Consider the following 24467-nt stretch of genomic DNA (forward strand, 5'->3'; position numbering starts at 1 on the left):
GTACCACCAAACGCGTAAGAGCTGTCAGCATAAATATTGATGACCCCGTCAGCCGCGTTATTAATCGTCGTATTGACGCCATTGCCTTTGATACCTACAAGATTGGTGCCATTGGTGCCGTTGGTTTTACCTACCTCAGTACCGACGTTAATGGTGCCACTGTTAACCAGATTCGCTGCATAACCCGTAATACCGCCGCTGATAGCCACGGCGTTGTTGCCCTGCACGGTGATGGTACCGTCGTTGTAGAAGTGATAACCACGCGTGAGGTTAATCAATGGTGCAGTTGGATTAATTCCTTCAATCACACCGGTAGCATTGTTATACAACCAAACCGGCTTACTAGCATCAGTGGCAGAAACATCAACTGTTTTGACAGCGCTGTAGCCATTTTTTGCACTCAGGGTGCCGGAATTAGCAAAGAAATTAATGGGACCGGTACGGGTACTGTTAATCAGGGTATTAGCTCCGCCTTCAACCGCATTACCCGTGTTAGTAATTGAACCACCCGCCTGATTATAAACAACCGCACTGGATTCAATGGCGGCAGCACCATCCCGAGCAACCCTCATGGAGCCAGTATTCACCACTTCAGCCAGATAGCTATTTTCATTGACGGTACCGGTAAAAGTCCCTTCGTTGAACAGCGTACTGTCGCCAGTAATATACAGTTTATCGTTTACCGTCAGGCTGGCACCGGCACGGTTATATACGTTTACATCAGCTTGCGTGGAGATGGCGGTTGCCGTTATGTCACCTTTATTTTCCAGCCCCTTTCTCTTCAGCACCAGAGTACCATTCATATTCAGCATGGCTTCTGTATCATTAAACAACCAGGATAAAGCAGTGAAATCGCCATTTAACGTCAGGTTGCCATAGTTTGCCGTATCACGAAGAGAGAGAAAACCCGTTGCTGATGTGAGAGCCTGCGTTTCGCCACTTCCGGCCGGAATAACTGCCATAATGGCTTTATCCGAAACGACTGCGGGATTTCCACTGTTATCAACCGATTCATCAACGCCTTCACCCACCAAGATTTCGCCACGGTTGATAATCAGGCCAGTACCGTCGTTATAAAACGCCTTACCCACGTCCGTGTTGATATAAATTTTACCCGAGGTATCGTTAATGGCGAGCCCGCCCTTTATGGCTCCCATGCCAATAAGCTGAGCCTTAGTACCGTCGCTGACGGTACCTTGATCTGCCCCCACCGTGATAGTGCCCTTATTGGTTACGGTTCCGCCGCCCATCGCCAGCATACCAAAACCGGAATTTTTGACGGTAATTGTGCCGTCAGGGGCATTTGTTGCCGTTGAACCTAGCGCGTAACTTAAGAAGGATGAGTGGGTAGTGCCAGCAACCATGCCGCCCCCGCGCAGATAAGCCGTTGTGTCACTTACGCTATAGGCCGTTTGTCCGTTAATCACCCCACTATTGTCCGTGGTGGCAATAAAACCATTTACTGAGATATCACTACTATTGATTGTGGTACCGCCAGTACCGGAGCCCATACCGTATAGCCCCGCTCCGGCCATGGTTATCGTGCCGATATTTGTAGCAAGCGCTTTATTGATAGCAAGCTCACCGTAATAGGCGGTGGAATATGGCGTCGGTAAAAAGTAATTGAAATAATCTGTATCTCTGCCGGGAACCGTCGAAACAATATTGATGGCCCCACTATTCACGGCTGTAGAACCAGTATTATATCTGGCATCGGCAAGCATGACGCCCCCGCGGCCGCCCATATTATCTTGGTTATTTAGCACCGAAACTGAACCACTATTGGTAATACTCGCTCCGGAAGCGCCAGAGAGAATATTCATTCTTCCGCCGAGATACCTTATAGAACCGGCATTTTCTGCCACGGTATTCGCACCACGCGTATCAATAATGCCTAAATTCTGTCCGCTATTCGCACCTGCTATAGTAAAATTAAGATTCAGCAATGAGTCCTGAGCTAGGTACAGCTGCCCGCCACCGGTAACCTGCGCAAATTCACTCAATTCAGCATAATACGCGGTAGACGTTAATGACGACTCGCCGTGTACTTCAACGCGATTATTTCCAGAAACGGCGATACCTCGGGCCATAATTTGCCCAGCATCGTTAGCAATGTTCGAAGTAAGGTCCACATAGGAAACATTGACCCCGCCGTTCAAAGCCACATTATTTCCGGAACCCGTAACGTTAACCCCGCTCCATGCGGCATTTTCATCATGATATGCCTTGCTGGACGTAATTACCGATCCTGACAGAGAGAGAGCAATGGAACCATCAACGACCACATTATTATCGTTACCATTGACTAACACACCGCTCATACCATCAGCTTTAGCCGTTACCGGCGAGCCCAACGCCTCATGACCCACAACGACGGAACCGACAATTGCGACACGATTGTGACTACCGTTGACCACAACACCATCGCCGTTTTGCAGCACGCTTTGAGCGCCCTTAACGGCCTTCACGTTGACACTACCATCCAGCGTCACGACTGCATTATCACTTGTGATAATGGTACCGATGGCGTTGTTGCTGACATGAATATCACCCGTATTGGTAAAGGTGGCGCTAGCGCCTGAGATATTAATGCCCAGAGAGTTCAGATCTTCGACAAAAAGCTGTGCAACGGTATCGACTCTTGCATTAGAGCCTTTAATATCAAGACCCTTCGCACTATTCTTAACGTAAATATCACCGTTCAGTCTGACTCGCGCACCGGCATCAGCGCCGCTGATATCCACCAGCGCAGAATCCTTCCCGTCAACGGTAGACAACACATTGTCAATAACCAGATTGGCATTATCCCCGGTGATCACCACGCCTTTACCACCACCGTTAACATCTACTTTTGCCGGGGTTCCATCGCTACCCGTAATATTAACCGTGGCGTTATTACCGCTAATTTCAGTACCTATTGCGCCATCTGAGACAGAGATGTCCCCAAAGCTATCAACCCGCGCATCGTCACCCTTAACGACCAGGCCAGCAGTACCAGCTCCCGTTGCGGCCGTATCACCTTTGTTATCAACCTTAGCGTTATTACCGTCAATTTTAGTACCGGTACCACCGCCAGTGACGGTGGTATTGCCGGTATTATTGATAATGGCACCATTACCGTTAATGTCCGTACCGGTTGAACCGTTACCGGAAATATTGCTGTCACCGGTATTATTGACCTGAGCACTATTGCCATCAATTTGAGTACCCGTGCCGCCATTGGTAATGTCTATAGCACCACCATTAATCACTTTGCCGTTGTCCCCGGTAATATTGGTACCGCTTGAACCCCCGCCGCTGATATTCATACCGCCGGTGTTATCAACCACTGCGCTATTGCCGTCTACTTTAATCGCGGTACCGCCATCCGTAGCGTTGGCTCCCCCGTTAATTACTGTGCTGGTGTTATCACCATCCACAATAGTACCCGCAATATTTTTCCCTGAAGCACTGGTGCCGGTATCGATAGTATTATTGCTACCATCACCTTCAATCACCCGAGTGTTAACAGTAGCCCGAATGAATTTCCCTGCGGCATCGTAGGACCAGTACAAACCGTTAGCATCCTGACCTTTAATCAATAAGTTCTTGCGGATGTCAACGGACAGTTGAGCGCGATCGGTATACAGAACCGTTCCATCCGGTGCGGTAAGCGTATATTTATTGCCATCCTGAACATACTGGTAGGTGGTATTGTTGAATGTCACGGTGCGAGCGTTTGGATCAAACGTGACGCCATTGCTGAAAATAGCCGGTGATAATGGCGCGTTATCGCCACCGCCGTTACCACTATTACCACCGTTATTGCTGTTATTACCGTTACCGCCATCACCACCACCGTGGCTACCGCCACTAATTGCTTGGAGGCTGCCTCCGTCGTCATTATTTATTACAATGGCGGTAATCGCAGCGACACCAGCGACAAGCCCGCCAGCAAGCCATGTCCAAAGTTCGTCTTCCTCCGCTAGACAGGTCGCAGGTAATTCCTCACGTTGTTCTTTGGTTAACGTACTGATATTAGTCGGGCAAGCCGGTTGTTCTTTTTTATTCTCTATATTAGTATCAGCCATGACGTTATTCGTTAAGGTAAGGGCAATACAAAGAGAGAGGGCTTTCTTTTTCATAAGAGCATCCTTTGGTTTTTTTTATCGATTCCACATCCACAGCAAATCGATTTATAAATGACACGCAGCCCCTAATAATAAAAACAAAAATAAAGCCATTAGTCATACGCAATAATAGATATTACTGACATGGGATTTATTGTTTTAAATAGGGCGATGTATCTAGAGAGAAGTTCACGGCTAGAAACTGTAACATAATCGATAAAAATCGTGGGCGTTAGAAAAATGAAAATGGTTATTAGCATTACTTACTTTTCCTGAATTAATCACCATCAAGCAACCGCTATACCATCGAAACAAAATAAAGAATTAGCATCAAAATACTGGTGATTTCAACGGTTCCTCATAAAAATAGGACTATTTAAAACCACTTATATTAATTTATCAGATTTGAATGAATTACAATTTCAGAAAAGTTAAAGTGATTATTAGCAATACTTAAATTAGCCTAATAGTTTCCCCTTAAGCAATAGTTCAACTCTCAAATGAAGATAACGGATAATATTGAGAATTACCGGTAGCCATTGTGTAATTCTTAATATCTAACCACATAATTAAAAAATAGAATAAACCCCTTCACAGAGCCTCAAGAGGAATAATATAGGAATTTTCTTTTCGTCCATTTTTACCTCACGGTACGACTTCTATCAGAATCTCACTTTAACTTTCACGTTTAGACCGTTGATGCCGTCGCCTTTATGGCCATCGTCCACGTTAAAGAGTAGGTGCTGGTTCCGTTCAACCGCCTTTAATCGAGTGATGCAGTTTCATACCCGCAAACGGTTTAAAGTTCAGCGCGATATTCAACTGTATTTACCACAATAGATATCATCGCCGCGGTACCCCCAACAAAGCCGCCGGTAGGCTATGCCCAAAACTCGTTTTCTTGCACCAGACAGTCCGTAGGTAATTCCTCGCACTACCCTCTCTAACTTACTGATATCAAATTGGTAAATCGATTATTACCTTCTATTTAGAATATGGTACCGGCCCTTGCGTTGTCGGCTCAAGCAAGGGCCCGCACATAGAGGAAGAACCTTTCTTTATACATGATAAGTATTCGTTAGCTTTTCTTCTCGATTTCACATCCAGAGTGAATCGATTTATAAATGACTCATACACCACCAATAATAAAAATAAGAAACAAAGAAAATTTTAAAACTAACAATAATAACATAAATGAAAAAATTCATGTTTGTTAGAAAAATGAAAGTGGTTATTAGCAATACTTATCCCGGTTTAATTAATTATTTTTCAAGCACCTTTTCTATTATAAACGAAGAATATATGGTTAACTTCCTGATATCAGATGTAAAGATCGATTTTACTTTTTTATTTTAAATATTAGTACCAGCCATTAAATTATTTGTTAAAGTAAGGAAAACACAAAGGGAGAGATCGCTTTTTTGTATAAAATGCATTTGTTTATTACTTATCGATTCTCAATAATAAACGAATGGGTAAATAAATCATGCGATCATCAGAAGAATTAAAAAGAAGAAAGGCACACATTAATTTCATCTATTGGAAACAACTTATTTTTGATATAAGAACTATTGATACAGAGCAACTTGCTTTGAATAAGCCGAAATTTGCTAGGTGAAATCGCTGGAGATAAATATAACATGGCATATGGTATCTATGACTATTAAGAAAATAATACTGGTTTTCAGCAACGGTCATTAAGATTTAATTAATTGCATTTTAAGCATTGCTTACTTAATGCAACGAGTCGATTACTGTGCCCGCGGGAAAGAACAGGGAACCATCGGCTTTATTCCGAAAAATAAGCAGGAGGCAGCCCACATTGGCATTCAGGTATTGAATCGTTCTGAATTTGACCCGCAGGCGATACCTAGTTTCCTGCAAAACTTGCCGACCAGTCGCGTAGTGCTGACATGCTGCTAACCCATCCATTACCCGATAGCCGACTGTCAGGTATTCGTAATTGTGCAAACCAGCTCCAGCCGCACCCGTAGACCTCGCCACAGGACTTTTACTGGCGCAAGTGCAAATGATGGTCATGTATAGAAAGCAATACTCGACCACGGCAAAACCAACGTGCTGCACATAAGGGGCTGACCCACATAGCATTATCAATAGATGACGCCCGAATCAACCAGCTAGAGATATTAAGAGATATACAGAGACGTATAAAGATTTATAGAGACGTATAGAACACATTCAAAACGTACTAGAAAAAATAAACATGAAGAAAAGGATACGCTTCAAAAGAAATAAGTAGGAATCACAACATATCTTCAGAGGTCAGCAATTTACTATGAAACAGAGCCAGAGCCAGAATCAAAATCAGAATCACTTAACTGAGCGTATTCATACGATAAAAAGATTTGATCTTAACCTGCTCACTATGTTTGAGGCAGTCTACATCCAGAGGAGCGTCACCAAGGCAGCTAAGTTACTGGAAATCACACCGTCAGCGGTCAGTCAGGCATTAACACGGCTAAGGGAGCACTTTTCCGATCCCTTATTTATCCGCCAAGGACAAACGTTAATGGCGACAACGATTGCTACCAATATCCACAACACCTTGGGCGACGCCTATGATAATTTACTGGCGAGATACCAAGAACTGAATGGCCGCTCAGAGAATAACAGGGTGGTACTGAACTGCTCGACCTATCTCGCCAGCATTATTCTCGGGCCACTGATTAAGATTGTTGATACCATTTCGCCTGGTTGTAAAGTTATCCATACTACTCATGATTATTCCGTCACGTCCGTTGATAATGTGCTCACCTATCGTAAAGCGGATATTGTTGTCGATATGAACCCCCACAGCAGCTCCGCCCGAGAGACACACCAACTCTACGAAGAGAACTTTGTGGTTGTCTGCTCCAAAAATCATCCACGCCTTACTGACAAGCTGACAAAATCCGATGCAATAAAAGAGCAATATGCACTGATAAACAGCGACAGTGCTCCAGCGGTAGCCGGGCAGCGTCGTTTCGATGAATTAATTAATGGCAAAAAAAAGGTGCGTTTTATTGCAGCCTCGGTAATTTCCGTTATCGCCATTGTTGAATCTTCAGACGCGCTGGGAATTATTCCACAGGCAGCCTATGAAAGATCCAAAAAGGGTTATCAAATTCGTCCGTTGGAAACAGATTTTATTCTGCCTCGCCTACCGATATATATGGTTTACAATAAGAGCTCGTTGAACAGCCAGTTCTTTTCAACGCTAGTACAAGAACTGAAAAATCATTTTTTTAAGTAACTTATCGACACCCATGCCACAAAGCCACCTCATACGACGGTGGCTTTTTGCTACTTCATCAACCTAATGCCTCTCTTTTACTATAACCACCGCCAATGGCTGCGGCTTGATAACGCGCAGGAACATCGACGATGGGCTAAGCTGAAAACGCAGTGGATAATGTGGAGCGGGTTGAAATAGCGCGTTATATCAGTTACTTGTTCAATATAGTCAAGCTCACAGAGGTAATATTCTGGCATGACTGGGGGTTTACGGTTGGTTGACCAGAGCCTGTGCACAGGCCCATGCCGAACTCCACGCCCACTGGAAATTATATCCTCCCAGCCAGCCGGTAACGTCAACCACTTCACCGATAAAATAGAGCCCCGGAACCTGTGATGATTCCATACTCTTGGACGATAGTGCTTTGGTATCAACGCCACCTAACGTCACTTCTGCAGTACGATAGCCCTCAGTACCATTCGGCTGGATACGCCACTGCTGCAATGCGTCAATCAGCTGCTGCTGTTGTGGTGAAGAGAGCTGTTTTAGCGTCAGTTCCGGAACTTTATCTAACGACTGCAAACACTCAACCAAACGCTTAGGGAGATGTTTCGCCAGCGTGTTTTTCAGGCTCTGGTTCGGATGAGATTCCCGTTCAGCGTTTAAAAAATCGTTTATATTCAGCTCAGGAAATAAATTAATTTCGATGAATTCACCCGCCTGCCAATAGCTTGAAAGCTGCAGTACGGCTGGTCCGGAAAGGCCTCTGTGAGTAAATAGAATGCTTTCTTTAAAGCTAACGCCGTTTTCTGCCGTCACCGTAACGGGCGTGGCAATACCTGACAGCGCCTGTAAAACCTCAAGCAGTGGTTTATGTAGCGTAAAGGGGACCAGCCCAGCGCGGGTTGGTAGCACATTGATACCAAATTGCTCTGCTATCTTATAGCCAAAAGGCGTCGCCCCCAGCCCCGGCATCGACAGCCCGCCGCTGGCAATCACCAATGATGAAGCCTGAATTTCAGCCCCGGCCAGTTTTACCAAAAAACCGCCCTCATTGCGCTCAACGGAAAGAATTTCGCTACGCATACGCAAAGAAACGTTCCCGTCATCGCACTCTTTCAGCAACAGGTTAACAATATCTTCCGCAGAATTATCACAAAACAGCTGGCCGAGCGTTTTCTCGTGGTATGCAATACCATGACGGCTGACTAACTCAATGAAATCCCACTGGGTATAACGGGCAAGAGCAGATTTACAAAAATGAGGGTTATGAGAAACAAAAGCGGCAGGTTCAGCGTACATATTGGTGAAGTTACAGCGCCCTCCGCCCGACATCAGAATTTTCCGCCCCGGTTTTTTACCGTTATCAAGAACTACTACGCTGCGGCCCCCTTGTCCTGCCTGAGCTGCACAAAATAGCCCGGCAGCGCCTGCTCCAATAATGACCACATCTACTTGTTCTGACACAAAAAGCCTCTTCCCGTACTGATCAACCATAACTGGCTCTGTTTTCGCCGCGTATTGTATTCCTCATCGGTTTTTACTGCCAGCAGAACGATATTTATCACCCCCCTGAAACAGGGCAAATCAGCGATTTTATCATATATAAAACATGATCTTACGGGTGATTAATATTGCGATAATGGCCGCAATATTAAAAAAAAGGTTAATTTTTCCTTTTCCGAATCACCAATTGTGCTGATAATGCGCCCGTCACCTCCATTACTGACAGTAAGGTTTATGCTAAATATATTTGCTGGACTAGAAATTCATACTGCCCTAATGCTGGGTCTCGCGTTATTGTTCGTACTGTTTTATGAAGCTATTAATGGCTTTCATGATACGGCTAACGCTGTTGCCACGGTAATTTATACACGCGCTATGCGCGAACAGCTGGCCGTTGTTATGGCTGGCGTGTTCAACTTCCTTGGGGTTTTGCTTGGTGGACTGAGTGTGGCTTATGCCATTGTGCACTTACTGCCTACCGATTTATTACTAAACATCAGTTCTACTCATGGCCTCGCCATGATGTTCTCTATTTTACTGGCAGCCATTATCTGGAACTTAGGTACCTGGTACTTTGGTATCCCGGCCTCTAGCTCGCATACGTTAATCGGTGCCATTATTGGCGTTGGTTTAACCAATGCGATTGTGACTGACTCGTCAGTTGTTGACGCGCTAAATATTCCTAAAATGATTCAAATATTCCTGTCACTGGTGCTCTCACCGTTGGTAGGCTTAATCATTGCGGGTATTATGATCTTTATTCTGCGTCGTTTCTGGAGCGGTAATAAAAAACGTGAGCGCATCCACTTAACGCCGGCAGAGCGTGAAAAGAAAGACGGTAAACGTAAACCGCCGTTCTGGACGCGAATTATGCTTATCCTTTCCGCGATTGGTGTAAGTTTCTCTCACGGAGCCAATGACGGACAGAAAGGTATCGGCCTCCTCATGTTGGTATTGATCGGCGTAGCACCAGCGGGTTTCGTCGTTGATATGAGCGCCAGCGGTTACGATATATCCCGTACTCGCGACGCACTCGGTCATCTTGAGCAATATTATGAAGCTCATCGTGATGCAATCCCTCACCTTGTTGGTCCTAGCAGTACCGAAGCGCTTCCAGCAATGAGTAGCGAAACTAAATACCACTGTGATAACTCACGGGCAGCTACCGCTATCGGCCACTCCCAACAGTTACTTACCGGCCTTGATAGCTATCAGCAATTGGCTCCGGAGCAGCGTAACCAACTTCGCCGCTTACTGCTGTGTGTAGCAGATACAGCAGCTAAAGTGGCCAAGCTACCGGGAACAACGTCTGAAGATAAACGCTATATCAAAAACCTGCGCCAAGACCTGTTAATCACCGTTGAATATGCACCTATCTGGATCATCATCGCTGTCGCTCTTGCTCTGGCATTAGGCACTATGGTTGGCTGGAGACGCGTTGCGGTCACCATCGGTGAGAAGATTGGTAAGAAAGGCATGACTTACGCACAGGGCGTTTCGGCTCAGTTGACTGCGGCGGTATCTATCGGCGTTGCCAGCTATACCGGTATGCCGGTATCAACCACACAGGTTCTGTCCTCAGCCGTTGCTGGTACCATGCTGGTTGATGGCGGTGGCGTGCAGAGTAAAACCATTAAAAACATTTTACTGGCTTGGGTACTCACCTTACCTATCGCAATTATTTTATCCGGTAGCCTCTACTGGATTGCGTTAAAACTGATTTAACCACCTTGGTTAGCTAAAGCCCCGCCGTGTGCAAACACGGCGGGGCTTTTTATTGCAATTCAATCCACAGTCCGTTGTTTTACAGCCCAATGATAGAACTGAACCAAAACAAATAGCGGCCAGCTTGGAGCTAGTGTTGTGGCGTACGGTGATTTTGAGCAGGTGGCATTACAGTAACCCAAGGTCCGATCACAATAACTCATAGCCGTTTAACTTTGTTCTACAAAAATCAAGGTCTATAGACTATCGTTACTGGGGTACTCTTAATAGATTCATTCTTCTTAAGAATCAGAATCAATACTATTCACCAATAAAAGCGTACGCCATGTGATCGACATACCATTTTAATAACGGCCACTGGTGCTATTATTTAGCTAACGTTATGAAATATTACGGAAGGAGTGCTCTTATGGCATATAAACATATTCTGATAGCAGTTGACCTATCTCCCGAAAGCAGCGTGCTGGTAGAAAAAGCCGTTTCTATGGCTAAGCCGTACAACGCGAAGGTTTCTCTGATTCATGTCGATGTCAATTACTCCGATCTGTATACCGGCCTGATTGACGTCAATATGGGTGACATGCAGAAACGCATTTCTGAAGAAACCCACCACGCGTTAACCGAACTGGCACAGAACGCAGGTTACCCAATCGGTGAAACCCTCAGCGGCAGCGGAGATCTCGGTCAGGTACTGGTAGACGCAATCAAGAAATACGATATAGATTTAGTCCTTTGCGGACACCATCAGGATTTCTGGAGTAAGCTAATGTCTTCAGCCCGCCAGCTAATCAATACGGTGCACATTGATATGCTGATTGTTCCATTACGTGATAACGAATAGTTCATTTATTAATGTAAAACGCCCGCTTCCGTGGGCGTTTTTATAAAATATTATCCTGCAAACTTCGCTCTGACGCTAATATTCATCCCCAGCCTGCCGCTTACAGTTAATATTCATTCCCTGAAACCACGAAAGTTAGAAATACTGCCCGCAAGGCTCCTTAACTAGGTAAACAACCGGATGAACCGGAATAATCGTCGCGATAAGATTGGCATAGCCATACCTGTCAGATGATTACATTATTATTCACCTGCCATAATTAGACTTATTAGTTACATTTTATAAGTAATTATTCATTTTTATAATCAATTAACTCAATGATTACTTATTAAATTAGTTTGAAAAAACGGCTTGCATTACACCTATATTTTAATGGTATAGTCAGAAAGCACATACATTACATATCATGAATCCCGCTTATATTCTCTCTGTTGAATAGCGTTTTTTCGTGGATAAAATAAAAACATAAGAAGGACAGACATGAATCATTATGCAACTGTAGATGATTTCCTACTCATGCTCCAAAAACGTGACGGCACGCAACCTGAGTTTTTGCAGGCAGTCCGTGAAGTATTTACCTCTCTGTGGCCATTTTTAAAAGATAACCCGCGCTATACCGAACAATCCCTGCTTGAGCGTCTAGTTGAGCCTGAGCGCGCTATTCAGTTCCGGGTTTGCTGGGTTAATGATAAAGGTGAAGTTCAGGTCAATCGTGCCTGGCGAGTGCAGTTCAACTCAGCTATTGGACCATACAAAGGCGGTATGCGCTTTCATCCGTCGGTAAACCTGTCGATACTTAAATTTTTAGGCTTTGAGCAAACGTTGAAGAACGCCCTAACGACATTACCGATGGGTGGTGGCAAAGGAGGCTCTGATTTCGACCCTAAAGGTAAAAGCAACGCAGAAATCATGCGCTTCTGCCAAGCGCTGATGACTGAACTTTATCGCCACCTTGGCCCGGATACAGACGTACCGGCGGGTGATATCGGCGTTGGTGGCCGTGAAGTCGGCTATATGGCCGGTATGATGAAGAAGCTATCGAACAATACGGCCTGCGTATTTACCGGTAAAGGTATCTCGTTTGGCGGCAGCTTGATCAGACCAGAAGCCACTGGCTACGGGTTAGTCTACTTTACCGAAGCGATGTTAAAACGCCATGGTTCAGGTTTTGCCGGGATGCGGGTTGCAGTATCCGGTTCGGGAAACGTCGCGCAGTACACCATTGAAAAAGCGATGGAACTCGGCGCAAAAGTGGTCACTGCCTCTGACTCCGGCGGCACAGTGGTGGATGAATCAGGCTTTACTACCGATAAACTCGCCCACCTGATCGAAATTAAAAACGGCCAATACGGTAGAATTAAAGATTACGCCAATGAGCGCGGGCTAACCTACCTTGAAGGTCAACGTCCTTGGGGTATCCCCGTTGATATCGCCCTGCCTTGCGCAACACAAAATGAACTAGAGCTGACCGATGCCCAGGTACTGATCCGCAACGGCGTTAAAGCGGTTGCTGAAGGTGCCAATATGCCAACCACCATTGAGGCAACGGAAGCACTGATGGCCGCAGGCGTGCTTTTTGCTCCGGGTAAAGCCGCCAACGCGGGCGGCGTTGCGACCTCTGGGCTGGAAATGGCACAAAACGCAGGCCGGGTGAGCTGGAGAGCCGAAAAAGTTGACCTACGCTTGCAGCACATCATGCATGATATCCATGCGGCCTGCGTTAACTACGGCGGCCAAGCTAAGCAAACCGACTACGTTAGCGGCGCTAATATTGCTGGCTTCGTTAAAGTAGCCGACGCCATGATCGGTCAAGGCATACTTTAAGCCCAAAAAAAACGGTAGTGCTTTGCGCTACCGTTTCAATAACCGCCAAGCTGGCAGCCATAAAACTCAAATCGTTATATACAAATCGAACCGATGGCTCTTAGTCTCCACCGAAGCCTGAGGCTTACGATCCGCCAGATAGGGCGCATAATCAGGCCGTTTTACTACTACCCGTTTCTTCGCCAACCCGCAGGCAGGCTCTAGCAAACCGTCAGCATCTAAGTCTTCACCAACCAATGACTGAAACACCCGCATCTCCTTTTTCACCAGTGCGCTCTTTTGCCGGTGAGGAAACATAGGATCAAGATAAACCACGTCGGGCGCAGGTTGCACAGAAGACAGTGCCGTCAGGCTAGAAGCATGTAACAGCGTCAGGCGCTCTTTCAGCCAGCCTCCGATTTCAGCATCGTCATATCCCCGGCGTAGCCCGTCATCCAGCAAAGCGGCAACCACAGGATTGCGCTCCAACATTCTGACTTTACAACCCACGGCCGCCAGTACAAAAGCATCGCGCCCCAGACCGGCTGTAGCGTCCACCACGTCGGGTAAATAACCGCGTTTAATACCGATCGCTTTAGCAACGGCTTCACCCCGACCGCCGCCAAACTTACGCCGGTGAGCCATTGCACCAGAGGCAAAATCAACATAAATTGCCCCCAGCTTCGGCTCATCTAGCTTGCGCAACTCAAGGCGTTCAGCCGTTAGCACCAGCGCCATGATGGCCTGCTCATCGGAAACTAACCCCCAACGATTGGCCAAAATTGATAAGGTGTCACCATCAGCGCCTGCGTCACACATTAAACGAATCGACACGGCGTAGATTACCCTCTAATTCCGTAATGACGCAGCATGGCATCCAGTTCAGGTGCCCGACCACGGAAGTTTTTGAACAGATTCATTGGTTCATCAGAACCGCCCCGAGACAGGATACAATCAAGGAATGAGCGGCCAGTAACCTTGTTAAAGATCCCTTCTTCTTCAAAACGCGAAAACGCATCGGCGGATAACACTTCTGCCCACAGATAGCTGTAATAGCCCGCCGCGTAACCACCGGCAAAAATATGGCTAAATGCGTGCGGGAAGCGGCCCCAGCTTGGGGAATTCATCACGGCGACCAGCTTCTTCACTTCGGCCAGAGTTGGCAAAATTTGTGCGCCCTGAGCCGGGTTATACTCATAGTGCAACCGAAAATCGAACAGGCCGAACTCTAACTGGCGTAGGATAAACAGCGCAGCCTGATAGTTTTTAGCCGCCAGTAGCTTATCTAACATCTCTTGTGGCAAAGGTTCACCGGTCTGATAGTGGCCGGAAATGAAGGCCAGCGCTTCAGGCTGCCAACACCAGTTCTCCATAAACTGACTCGGTAGCTCAACGGCATCCCAAGGCACACCGTTAATACCCGATACGCCGGCGGTATCAATCTTGGTCAGCATATGATGAATACCGTGGCCAAACTCATGGAACAACGTGGTCACTTCATCATGAGTAAACAACGCAGGCTTGTCGCCAATCGGGCGATTAAAGTTACAGGTCAGGTAAGCAACAGGCTTTTGTACATGGCCATCAGCGTAGCGCAGGCTGCCAATACAGTCGTCCATCCACGCGCCGCCGCGTTTATGCTCACGGGCATACAGGTCAAGATAGAAGCTACCGCGCAGCTCACCGCTCTCATCAAACAGATCAAAGAAGCGAACTTCAGGATGCCAGCTATCAACGCCACTGCGCTCTTTAGCGGTAATACCAAATACCCGTTTAACCACTTCAAATAGCCCTTCAATTACCCGCTGTTCAGGAAAGTAAGGGCGAAGCTGCTCGTCGCTAATGGAGTAAAGATGCTGCTTCTGTTTTTCGCTGTAATAGGTAACATCCCAAGCATCAAGCTCGCTGACGCCATAATGCTGCTCGGCGAACGCGCGTAATTCAGCCAGCTCTTCGGCACCTTGTCCGTGAGCGCCTTTAGCTAAGCCATTAAGGAAATCGAGTACCTGCTGTGGATTCTCGGCCATTTTAGTCGCCAGAGATTTATCCGCATAGCTGTCAAAACCAAGCAAACGGGCCAGCTCATAGCGCAGAGCCAGCGTTTCAGCCATGATCTCGCTGTTGTCCCATTTACCCGCATTCGGCCCCTGATCGGAAGCCCGGGTGGTAAACGCCTGATACATTTCATAACGAAGATCGCGGTTGTCAGCGTAGGTGATTACCGGTAGATAGCTTGGCATATCTAACGTCAGTAGCCAGCCCTGCTGCTCTTTTGCCTGAGCCATTTCCTGAGCCGCCGCTAATGCGCTTTCCGGCAGCCCGACCAGCTCATTCACATCGGTAATTAACTTGCTCCAGCCCATGGTGGCATCAAGCACGTTATTACTATAGGTAGAACCCAGCTCAGATAAGCGCGCAACGATTTCACCATAGCGCTTTTGTTTTTCCGCATCTAAACCAATGCCCGACAGTTCGAAGTCGCGCAGCGAGTTCTCCACCGCCTTTTGCTGGGGTTTTGTTAACCGTTTAAACGCATCACCCTGCTTTAAATTACGATAAGCGTTATACAAACCTTCATGCTGACCAACCCACGTACCAAACTCAGACAACAGCGGCAGCGATTGCTCATAGGCTTCACGCAGTTCAGCGCTATTTTTAACCGAGTTTAAATGACTAACCGGAGACCAAATTCGCGATAAGCGATCGTCAACCTCAGCCAATGGTTGACACAGGTTATCCCATGTAAACGGCCCCGGCTGAGCCACAACCTTTTCAACCACCGCGCGGCAGTCGGCTAATGCAGCGGTCACTGCAGGTACAATATCCTCAGGACGAATAGCAGAAAACGGCGGTAAACCTTGGAATGTTAACAATGGGTTAGTCATATAAACGATCCTTAAATTTGGCAATATGTCTAACATGAGGGCTATGATGATAGAAATCAATGCTCGGAGTACGAATCTCTCCAATAGACAGCACCGTTTTTAGCGGTCATATCAGTTAGGCTATAATGGTTTTCTTTTTGCTAAACTGCGGCAGGCAATGATTTTCACTTTTTATTAATCAGACAGTTTATACTGTTTGTCATTATGTGCTCACCTCGCTTTATGAGGAACCCTGTCATAGCTTGATTATTATTAATGGTAATCAACAGACTGGGCCATAAGGACACAATTTATCAATAACAGACTGATTTTACTTATTGTCTGAATAACAACGGAAAGCCTAAACACGCCATGTTAAGTTATCGCCACAGTTTTCACGCGGGTAACCACGCCGATGTAGTAAAACACACCGTACAAAGCCTGATTATTGAATCATTAAAAGAAAAAGAAAAACCGTTTCTTTATCTCGATACCCACGCTGGCGCCGGTCGCTATTATTTAGGCAGTGAACACTCAGAAAAAACCGGTGAATATCTGGAAGGCATCGCCCGTATTTGGCGGAGGGATGACATTCCCGCCGAGCTAGAAGCCTACATGCAGGTCATCAACTATTTTAATCGCAATGAACATCTAAAGTACTATCCGGGTTCGCCGCTAATCGCCCGCCAGTTGCTAAGAGAATACGATCAAATACATCTGACAGAGCTTCACTCTAGCGACTACCCTATGCTACGCAGCGAGTTCCAAAAAGACGAGCGCGCCAGAGTACTGAAAGCCGACGGCTATCAGCAGTTGAAATCCCAGCTTCCGCCAACCACCCGTCGGGGTTTTATACTGATGGATCCGCCCTATGAGATGAAAACAGACTATCAGGCGGTGGTTGAAGGTATTAAGGAAGGCTATAAACGCTTTTCTACCGGAACTTACGCTCTCTGGTACCCGGTGGTTATGCGCCAGCAAATTAAACGTATGGTGCGGGAGCTGGAAGAAACTGGTATCCGTCGTATTCTACAAATTGAACTTGCCGTGCAGCCTGACAGCGATCGCCGGGGAATGACGGCATCCGGCATGATAGTCATTAATCCGCCGTGGAAATTAGAGCAACAAATGACCAACGTGCTGCCATGGCTACATAAAGTACTGGTACCAAGCGGGCACGGCCATACTAAAGTTAACTGGATTACGCCTGAGTAAACGATTCGATCACGATAAGCTGTAGGATTTGAAAATTTTATGAAAAAAGATATGGTCGTTGGCGTTAGCCTTTCTGCGGTAGCCATTATAGTTCTGGGTGGCTGGTTGATCTGGCAAGCCGTTTTCCCCTCTCCGGTTGCTCAATGGGTATTCTACGGAGAGAAACCCTCGGAAGCTCGCGGATTTTCTTATCCTCCGGCCAAAAATAGCGCAACCGGGCACCTTGAGAACAAGCCTGAAATTCCTGAGGGCGACGGCGCGCTATTAACCCAGTGGGCTGATGCCAAACAGTGTTCGCTGATTGTGAAGTCGGGTAAAGAAAAAATCAGCGTGACCCGCTTTAACGAAAGCAATCAGCCAAGCGTTCAGGTGCGCTATATCGATAGCCATGACGTAGCCAGTGAACTCAACGTACAAATTAATCAGGGCGTTAGCTTCTGGACCTATCCTGATGCTAAAAAGCCGGGTGAATACGTCGGCTGGAAGTTTGATAATCTGGCGGGCAAGCCAATCCCTATACGTTATCGGGGCAAAGAGCTGCTGGAAGGCACCGTTTACAAACGGCTGACCAACGGAAAATGGTCTTATGAACGATTCCATAATGGTAAATCCGTTGAAACCAAAGAGCTGGAACAGCTACCGGCAATTTCATCAGAAAATGAAGAACATGAGCTAGCAATAGTTCGTGATGCCAATCAATGGCTCAGCCATAAGCTACAAAAGCTTTCTGAATCGTTATCAGTGCCCGTCCCTGACCAATGGCTAAACAGCGGTAACGATCCTTGCCTCACGGTTAACGCTGAAATATAGAGCGGGCATTGAGATCTGAAAATGGATAAAGATTGACAGTACAATAGTGGGTTCTTTCATTTTGCAGCGCGTTATGAGAACCTTTTATTATCCCCTCGAAGCTATAGAGAGAAGTAAAAACACCATGACTAAACATTATGATTATCTTGCTATCGGCGGCGGCAGCGGCGGTATTGCCTCAATAAATCGTGCAGCATCTTACGGCAAAAAATGCGCTATCATCGAGGCTAAACACCTTGGCGGAACCTGCGTTAACGTTGGATGCGTTCCTAAAAAAATCATGTGGCACGCCGCGCAAATTGCCGAAGCTATTCACCTGTATGGCCCGGATTACGGTTTCGACACGACGGTAAATAACTTCGATTGGAAAAAGCTGATCGCCAGCCGTAGCGCTTATATCGATCGCATTCACCAGTCTTACGATCGCGTACTAGGCAACAACAAAGTTGACGTTATCACCGGTTTTGCCCGCTTTGTTGATGCCCACACCGTTGAAGTTAACGGCGAGAAAATCACCGCTGACCATATTTTAATCGCTACCGGCGGTCGCCCTTCGATCCCAACAATTCCGGGTGCAGAATACGGCATTAACTCCGACGGTTTCTTTAAATTAGATGCCATGCCTAAGCGGGTTGCGGTAGTCGGCGCTGGCTATATTGCGGTGGAAATCGCCGGTGTACTCAACGGGTTAGGCGCAGAAACTCACCTGTTTGTGCGTAAGCATGCACCACTGCGTACGTTTGATCCAACGATCGTCGAGGCACTAGTTGAAGTCATGACGGCGGAAGGCCCTGCGTTGCATACCCACGCAATTCCTAAATCTATTACTAAAAATGCAAACGGTAGCCTAACCCTAACGTTAGAAGATGGCGCAGAACACGAGGTTGATTGCCTGATTTGGGCCATCGGCCGTGAACCGGCAACGGATGGCATTCATCTGGAAGCCGCCGGAATTAAAACCGATGAGCGCGGTTATATATCAGTAGATAAGTTCCAGAACACCAACGTATCCGGCGTGTATGCCGTTGGCGATAATACCGGTGCCGTAGAGCTGACGCCGGTTGCCGTTGCCGCAGGCCGTCGCCTGTCTGAGCGTTTATTTAACAATAAGCCAAACGAGCACCTCGATTACAGCAATATCCCAACCGTGGTGTTCAGCCACCCGCCAATCGGTACTATCGGCCTAACTGAAGCTCAGGCTCGCGAACAGTACGGTGACGAAGAGGTTAAAGTTTACAAGTCATCGTTTACCGCGATGTACACGGCGGTAACCGCTCATCGCCAGCCGTGCCGGATGAAACTGGTATGTGCAGGTAAAGATGAGAAGATCGTCGGTATTCACGGCATCGGCTTTGGGATGGATGAGATCCTACAGGGATTTGCCGTGGCGGTTAAAATGGGTGCAACTAAACAAGACTTTGACAACACGATTGCGATTCACCCGACGGCAGCAGAAGAGTTTGTTACCATGCGCTAAACCAGTGCGATAAAACGTACGGTTCAAGTAACATAAGGGCCTGAAGTCCAAACTTCAGGCCCTTTTCTAACGTTTTAGCCACACTTTTCGCTATATATTCAAACGCTGCTAAAATATAAATAGAATAATTATTGGTTATTACGCTTATTTTTGTTCAATCAGTAATCGGTTGATACCGGCGCCGAAATCAGACAGAAAGAATTTTTGATGAAAAACATAGTAGCCAACGCTTCCAAAATACTAGATAAAATCAAAACCTACCCGAGCGTTGCGCACCTGATTCGGGCAACCGATCGTTTTAATGACCGGATGGGCAGTCAGTTCGGCGCTGCAATTACTTACTTTTCATTTCTATCCCTGATTCCCATCCTGATGGTTTCATTTGCCACTGCCGGTTTTGTGCTGGCCTCTAATCCGGAACTGTTGGCCGAGCTGATTAATAAAATTGTCACCAGCGTTTCCGATCCCGATCTGGCTAACACGCTGGAGAACACGGTCAACACGGCAATTAAACAGCGAACGACCGTTGGTATCAGCGGGCTTTTAGTCGCGCTATATTCAGGCATTAGCTGGATGGGTAACCTGCGGGAAGCCGTCCGGGCCCAGAGCAGGGACGAGTGGGAACGTAATCCGGCCGATGAGGAAAAGGTTTACTTCCGCTATATCAAAGATTTCCTCGCCCTCACCGGCTTAGTCATGGCTCTGATTTTAACCATAGCGCTCACTTCTATCGCCGGTTCCGCCCAGCAAAGTCTGGTTAATGCCTTAGGCTTAGGAAATATTGAATGGCTACGCCCTGCGCTGACGATAATTACCATTATTATCTCTATCACAGCCAATTACCTGATGTTCCTTTGGATTTTCTGGATGCTGCCGACACAGCACCCCAATATGAAAGCTTTGTTTAAAGGCTCGCTGCTCGCGGCAATTGGTTTTGAAGTAATCAAATTTATTATGACGCTCACGCTGCCTCAGCTAGCCAGTTCTCCATCAGGCGCCGCCTTCGGTTCAATTATCGGTCTATTGGCATTTTTCTATTTTTTCGCCCGTCTGACGCTCTTTTGTGCAGCGTGGATAGCTACGGCTGAAGATAATAGTAATAAAAGATAAGTATCAAGCGTTAACAGTTTTCTACTCTTTAGTTTTACTATTATTCAACACTTACGTTAAATTAATTTAATAAAATGATTTCTCTCCCCTCAATATATTACCGATATGTTAATTTAGTTAACTACAAAGACAGTATGTTTGCGCTATTTTCATTATTTACACCCTACTTTAAAATGTAGTTTACACATCATTATTTAATTATATTTAGCAATAAAAAATTGATATTTATAAATAAAAAAATCGAGATAAAATTCAAAGTTCTATGCTATAAAATAATCGAAAATTGCAACGCTTCTTACGTTTAAATTAATAAAAAATCAATATTTCATGCTTGTAATATTCATCATTTAGAACTAACATCCTTGCGTGTTTAAACAGGGAATGTTTACTCAAATTAATATGAAGCATATATTTCAATACATCCACATAGACATTCCTGCCAATTATACTATTTAATATCAGTGAGTTATCATGAAAATTAGAATTCTACTGGCTCTTTTTGTCGGGCTGCTTTTTAGTGTTAATGCGCAGGCAAAATTTGCAATATCGTTTGGCGAAGTTGAATCAGTAAAGGTCGTTGCTGAGTTACCAGATACCGAAGATTTCACCGTAAAAAAAACGAGCCAGTCGAGCGTTAAACAATATTTAGATGTCGGTATTTTATATAGCAGCTTTGAAGTGTTGTATATTCCAGTCTGGACGACTAAAGATCCAATTTTAGTACTGGCTAATAAAGATAATAAGGATAGTTATTATAGCGTAAACAGTATTGAAATGGATAAAATACTAACTGATAATAAGTTAGACAAGAGTGAATTATTAAACCCCGGATTTTTTGTCAAATTTGGCGGTAAGCTTATCTTAATCGGACTAATATTATTGTTTATTCTTTATTCATGCAGATCCAAAAAAGAAGATTAACGCTACTCATCTAACTAAAATTTAAGATAGCAGAAAGCCTGATTATCTAAGCTTTTTGCTATCTTATTGCTCATAGCCTGTATCAATAACAATCGTCAGGAAGCCCTGTCTGGCGTCTAACCAATGTCGATATTTCCTCCAATTTGAGCCGACCTAAACATAATATCGCTATCATATCCGACGGTCCGCATTCGCTTTACCACCGGCCCAGCCCCCTCTTCAATTAAAACTGAAACATTGTTTTATTTATCTTGACTATCAATCCCGAAGTTATAAAACTACCGCTAGCTAATTCATAAAATTAAGATTGGGTGCATCAATGACAACCAAGAAAATTGCCATCATCGGCGAATGCATGATTGAGCTCTCTGAAAAGGGAGATAGCCTAAGCCGCGGTTTTGGCGGCGATACGCTCAATACGTCGGTTTACATCGCCCGTCAGGTTCCGGCCGATAAGCTAGCCGTCCACTATGTCAGCGCATTAGGAACTGACAGCTTTAGCAATGAAATGTTAACCATCTGGCAGAAAGAAAACGTAAAAACCAATCTGGTCCAGCAAATGGACGACAAGCTGCCGGGCCTTTACTATATTGAAACCGATGAGACCGGCGAACGTAAATTCTACTACTGGCGTAACGATGCTGCCGCCCGTTACTGGTTATCCAGCGATAAATCAGACGCGATCTGCCAGCAGCTTGCCCACTTCGACTATCTCTACCTAAGCGGTATCAGCGTGGCCGTGCTAAATGCAGAAAGCCGTGAAAAACTCATCGCCTTGCTAAAAACCTGCCGCAGCAACGGTGGTAAAGTGATTTTTGATAACAACTATCGCCCGCGCCTGTGGCAAAGCCGTGAAGAAACTCAGCAGGTTTATCATGACGTTCTGTCCTGCACCGATATTGCCTTCCTCACATTAGACGATGAAGACCTGCTATGGGGCCAAGAGCCGGTGGAAGCAGTGATTACCCGCACTCAGGCTTTAGGCGTATCTGAAATCATTATTAAGCGTGGCTCAGAATCTTGTATCGTAGCAACGGCACAAGGTCAGGAAGAAGTTCCGGCCATTAAGCTACCAAAAGAGAAAGTTATCGATACCACCGCCGCCGGAGACTCATTCAGTGCCGGATATCTGTCGGTTCGCCTTCAGGGCGGCAGCGTAACCGATGCTGCCAAACGCGGGCACCTAACGGCCAGTACCGTTATCCAGTATCGCGGAGCCATTATTCCGTTGGATGCCATGCCAAAAATTTAAGCGCTGGCATCAGAGGTAAGATAAAAAAATCCCCCGTAACAATTTCTCGTTCGGGGGATTTTTTATCCAGTCCAGATTAGTGAACTACGGCCTTCTCTTGCGCTTTTGGCGTCATAATTGAATCAAACAGTTCTGATAACACCTGAACGTTCTCTTCTTGCTCACCCGATGGCTGAGTCAGTACCAGCGTAGGTTTAATCGTCAGTAGCTGATGAATTTTAATATTCACGTTGGCCAAGTCCAAATCACCCAGAAACTTCTGGCGCAGCTGTTGATACTGCTCAGGGGAAACGGCCACCGAACCCGACTTCTGAACCAACCAATACTGAGCCATAATCTCTGCGGTATCGGTTTTTGCATAGGTTGCAATCGCTGCCGCCAGAGCCTGTTTCTTCACCGCCACCAACGCAGCTAACTCTTCGCCAGTTACTCCGTCGGTATTCAACTTCACTAATTCGGTAGTCACAAACTTCATACTTGGCTTAAGCATCTGAAGCGGCGCGTCTAACGTCATATGGCATTCGTTGCGCTGGAACTGCATTTGGCAGGTAACATCCAACAATGATCCTTTTAAAGCGCTGTGGCTAATCTTTTTCTGAAGTCGGTCCTTAATCATTTCATTGGCAATATCGGCTATCCATACACGTTCCAAAGAGGCTGTGTCAACGACCGGGTGCCATGGGTCGTCCCAGATCAGCGTTAAGCGATCTTTGTCGACCGCGGTTGAAATCAAGTTCACCGGCGTGTCTGGCAGTTCGGTTAACACCGCAATGGTAGCCGGGCTGGCCCGCTTACCCTGAATGCCACCAAACGCTTTATTTATTTGCTCAACTAACGCCCGACGATCGACGTTACCTACCGCATACAGCGTCATGACGTCCGGGGTGTACCATTTCTGGTAAAATTCCTTGAGCTGCTCAACACTGGCTTCTGCGCTGACCGGCTGGCCCGGATCGTGGCCTATCAGCGGTGAGTTTTTAATCCGATAGCGCCACCATGCATCGTTCACGTTTGCCGGCACTGTCACATAGATAGATGCCGTCGCCGTACGGCTAGCTTCAATTTGTTGCGCATCCAGCTGAGGGTTAGCGATGGCATCCGATAGCCAGCTAAAGGCTTCTTTCAATAATTCTGGCTTGTTGTTCGGCAGGCTAAGGTTGTATCGGGTGTAATCGTAGGAGACTTCAACCAGTGATTTAGGCGCGGTCTCTGGTACGATCTGGGCAAGTAAGTCCTTTACCTGCGCAGGTCCGAAATTAACCGTTTTCACTACGGCTGACTGAGGAATTAAATAGGAAAAGCCAACCTGAGGAATGCTTTCCTGTAAGGATCCAGCGTTGATCTCTAGACGAATTTCTAGCTTATCGGTAGGGCGATGTGGCGTAGTCAGGATTTTCCATTTAAAACCGTTCTCAAGCTTTCCCTCTTGCCATGCGGGATCGGGCCGTAACGGCTCGGCCTGTACGCCGATCCCCATCATCATGAACATCATTCCACCTAACGCGGAAAGTAGATACTTGCCTTTCATATTTATCCCCATTAACTACGCATACCAGATCGGCACAAACGTAATGGCTGCCTGATAGCGGATGTCTGCGT

The 24467-nt window shown here is 46.2% G+C and carries 15 protein-coding genes and 1 pseudogene; 11 read left to right on the forward strand and 5 right to left on the reverse strand.

The genetic code is table 11. The features are described from left to right. On the reverse strand, positions 1-4124 hold a 4124-nt coding region (locus GVI43_RS10350; protein WP_159566790.1), incomplete at its 3' end, for a beta strand repeat-containing protein. A gap of 1749 nt (positions 4125-5873) precedes the next feature. Here GVI43_RS10350 and GVI43_RS10355 point away from each other — a divergent pair. After that, positions 5874-6100: pseudogene (locus GVI43_RS10355) on the forward strand (beta-barrel assembly-enhancing protease); the annotation flags it as partial. Positions 6101-6405: 305 nt separating this feature from the next. Continuing rightward, positions 6406-7362 carry a LysR family transcriptional regulator gene (locus GVI43_RS10360; protein ID WP_159566791.1) on the forward strand — a complete coding sequence of 319 codons (957 nt, stop codon included), beginning with the start codon at positions 6406-6408 and terminating at the stop codon, positions 7360-7362. Between the two features lie 249 nt (positions 7363-7611). Here the strand turns inward: GVI43_RS10360 and GVI43_RS10365 are convergent, their stop codons facing one another. Next, positions 7612-8811: a BaiN/RdsA family NAD(P)/FAD-dependent oxidoreductase gene (locus GVI43_RS10365; protein WP_246201784.1), complete on the reverse strand. Its 1200-nt coding sequence runs from the start codon at positions 8809-8811 to the stop codon at positions 7612-7614. 273 nt (positions 8812-9084) lie between these two features. On the opposite strand from GVI43_RS10365, the gene pitA reads away from it, so the two are divergent. The 3 genes from pitA (at position 9085) to gdhA (ending at position 13240) form a co-directional block, all read left to right on the forward strand. After that, positions 9085-10575, forward strand: coding sequence for an inorganic phosphate transporter PitA (gene pitA, locus GVI43_RS10370; RefSeq protein ID WP_159566793.1), 1491 nt, complete (start codon positions 9085-9087; stop codon positions 10573-10575). Between the two features lie 409 nt (positions 10576-10984). Then, a complete protein-coding gene (gene uspA, locus GVI43_RS10375; protein ID WP_159566794.1) occupies positions 10985-11416 on the forward strand; it encodes a universal stress protein UspA in 432 nt (143 codons plus the stop codon). Between the two features lie 480 nt (positions 11417-11896). Then, on the forward strand, positions 11897-13240 hold the full coding sequence (gene gdhA / locus GVI43_RS10380; RefSeq protein ID WP_159566795.1) for an NADP-specific glutamate dehydrogenase: 1344 nt from the start codon (positions 11897-11899) through the stop codon (positions 13238-13240). Positions 13241-13306: 66 nt separating this feature from the next. Here gdhA and rsmJ read toward each other — a convergent pair whose 3' ends face one another. Together rsmJ and prlC are read right to left on the reverse strand one after the other, a co-directional pair. Beyond that, positions 13307-14062, reverse strand: coding sequence for a 16S rRNA (guanine(1516)-N(2))-methyltransferase RsmJ (gene rsmJ, locus GVI43_RS10385; RefSeq protein WP_159566868.1), 756 nt, complete (start codon positions 14060-14062; stop codon positions 13307-13309). Beyond that, entirely contained in the window at positions 14062-16104 is a 2043-nt protein-coding gene (gene prlC, locus GVI43_RS10390) for an oligopeptidase A (protein ID WP_159566796.1), read from the reverse strand. The genes rsmJ and prlC overlap by 1 nt, the downstream gene beginning before the upstream one ends. 351 nt (positions 16105-16455) lie before the next feature. Here prlC and GVI43_RS10395 point away from each other — a divergent pair, with 351 nt between their 5' ends. The 6 genes from GVI43_RS10395 to kdgK all read left to right on the forward strand — a co-directional run bounded on the left by GVI43_RS10395 (position 16456) and on the right by kdgK (position 22868). Continuing rightward, a complete protein-coding gene (locus GVI43_RS10395; protein WP_159566797.1) occupies positions 16456-17298 on the forward strand; it encodes a 23S rRNA (adenine(2030)-N(6))-methyltransferase RlmJ in 843 nt (280 codons plus the stop codon). A 39-nt stretch (positions 17299-17337) separates the two neighbouring features. Next, positions 17338-18108, forward strand: coding sequence for a hypothetical protein (locus GVI43_RS10400; protein ID WP_159566798.1), 771 nt, complete (start codon positions 17338-17340; stop codon positions 18106-18108). Positions 18109-18232: 124 nt separating this feature from the next. Beyond that, the gene (gorA, locus tag GVI43_RS10405; RefSeq protein ID WP_159566799.1) at positions 18233-19585 is read left to right on the forward strand and encodes a glutathione-disulfide reductase; all 1353 of its coding nucleotides are present in this window, start codon (positions 18233-18235) and stop codon (positions 19583-19585) included. Positions 19586-19792: 207 nt separating this feature from the next. After that, positions 19793-20695 (forward strand): inner membrane protein YhjD, encoded by a 903-nt coding sequence (gene yhjD / locus GVI43_RS10410; protein WP_159566800.1) that lies wholly within the window; start codon positions 19793-19795, stop codon positions 20693-20695. Between the two features lie 471 nt (positions 20696-21166). Continuing rightward, positions 21167-21616, forward strand: coding sequence for a hypothetical protein (locus tag GVI43_RS10415; protein ID WP_159566801.1), 450 nt, complete (start codon positions 21167-21169; stop codon positions 21614-21616). A 319-nt stretch (positions 21617-21935) separates the two neighbouring features. Further along, the gene (kdgK, locus tag GVI43_RS10420) at positions 21936-22868 is read left to right on the forward strand and encodes a 2-dehydro-3-deoxygluconokinase (protein WP_159566802.1); all 933 of its coding nucleotides are present in this window, start codon (positions 21936-21938) and stop codon (positions 22866-22868) included. Between the two features lie 76 nt (positions 22869-22944). Here the strand turns inward: kdgK and GVI43_RS10425 are convergent, their stop codons facing one another. Then, the gene (locus GVI43_RS10425) at positions 22945-24396 is read right to left on the reverse strand and encodes a M16 family metallopeptidase (protein ID WP_159566803.1); all 1452 of its coding nucleotides are present in this window, start codon (positions 24394-24396) and stop codon (positions 22945-22947) included. Positions 24397-24467 lie beyond the last annotated feature (71 nt).

Source organism: Budvicia diplopodorum (genome assembly GCF_009800925.1).
Taxonomy (GTDB): domain Bacteria; phylum Pseudomonadota; class Gammaproteobacteria; order Enterobacterales; family Enterobacteriaceae; genus Budvicia; species Budvicia diplopodorum.

What these genes read in the sequence shown, in the direction of transcription:
- gorA (WP_159566799.1), top strand. Translation starts at nt 18,233, where the DNA reads ATGACTAAACATTATGATTATCTTGCTATCGGCGGCGGCAGCGGCGGT.
- yhjD (WP_159566800.1), top strand. Translation starts at nt 19,793, where the DNA reads ATGAAAAACATAGTAGCCAACGCTTCCAAAATACTAGATAAAATCAAA.
- uspA (WP_159566794.1), top strand. Translation starts at nt 10,985, where the DNA reads ATGGCATATAAACATATTCTGATAGCAGTTGACCTATCTCCCGAAAGC.
- GVI43_RS10400 (WP_159566798.1), top strand. Translation starts at nt 17,338, where the DNA reads ATGAAAAAAGATATGGTCGTTGGCGTTAGCCTTTCTGCGGTAGCCATT.
- pitA (WP_159566793.1), top strand. Translation starts at nt 9,085, where the DNA reads ATGCTAAATATATTTGCTGGACTAGAAATTCATACTGCCCTAATGCTG.
- GVI43_RS10360 (WP_159566791.1), top strand. Translation starts at nt 6,406, where the DNA reads ATGAAACAGAGCCAGAGCCAGAATCAAAATCAGAATCACTTAACTGAG.
- kdgK (WP_159566802.1), top strand. Translation starts at nt 21,936, where the DNA reads ATGACAACCAAGAAAATTGCCATCATCGGCGAATGCATGATTGAGCTC.
- GVI43_RS10395 (WP_159566797.1), top strand. Translation starts at nt 16,456, where the DNA reads ATGTTAAGTTATCGCCACAGTTTTCACGCGGGTAACCACGCCGATGTA.
- prlC (WP_159566796.1), bottom strand. Translation starts at nt 16,104, where the DNA reads ATGACTAACCCATTGTTAACATTCCAAGGTTTACCGCCGTTTTCTGCT.
- GVI43_RS10415 (WP_159566801.1), top strand. Translation starts at nt 21,167, where the DNA reads ATGAAAATTAGAATTCTACTGGCTCTTTTTGTCGGGCTGCTTTTTAGT.
- gdhA (WP_159566795.1), top strand. Translation starts at nt 11,897, where the DNA reads ATGAATCATTATGCAACTGTAGATGATTTCCTACTCATGCTCCAAAAA.
- GVI43_RS10425 (WP_159566803.1), bottom strand. Translation starts at nt 24,396, where the DNA reads ATGAAAGGCAAGTATCTACTTTCCGCGTTAGGTGGAATGATGTTCATG.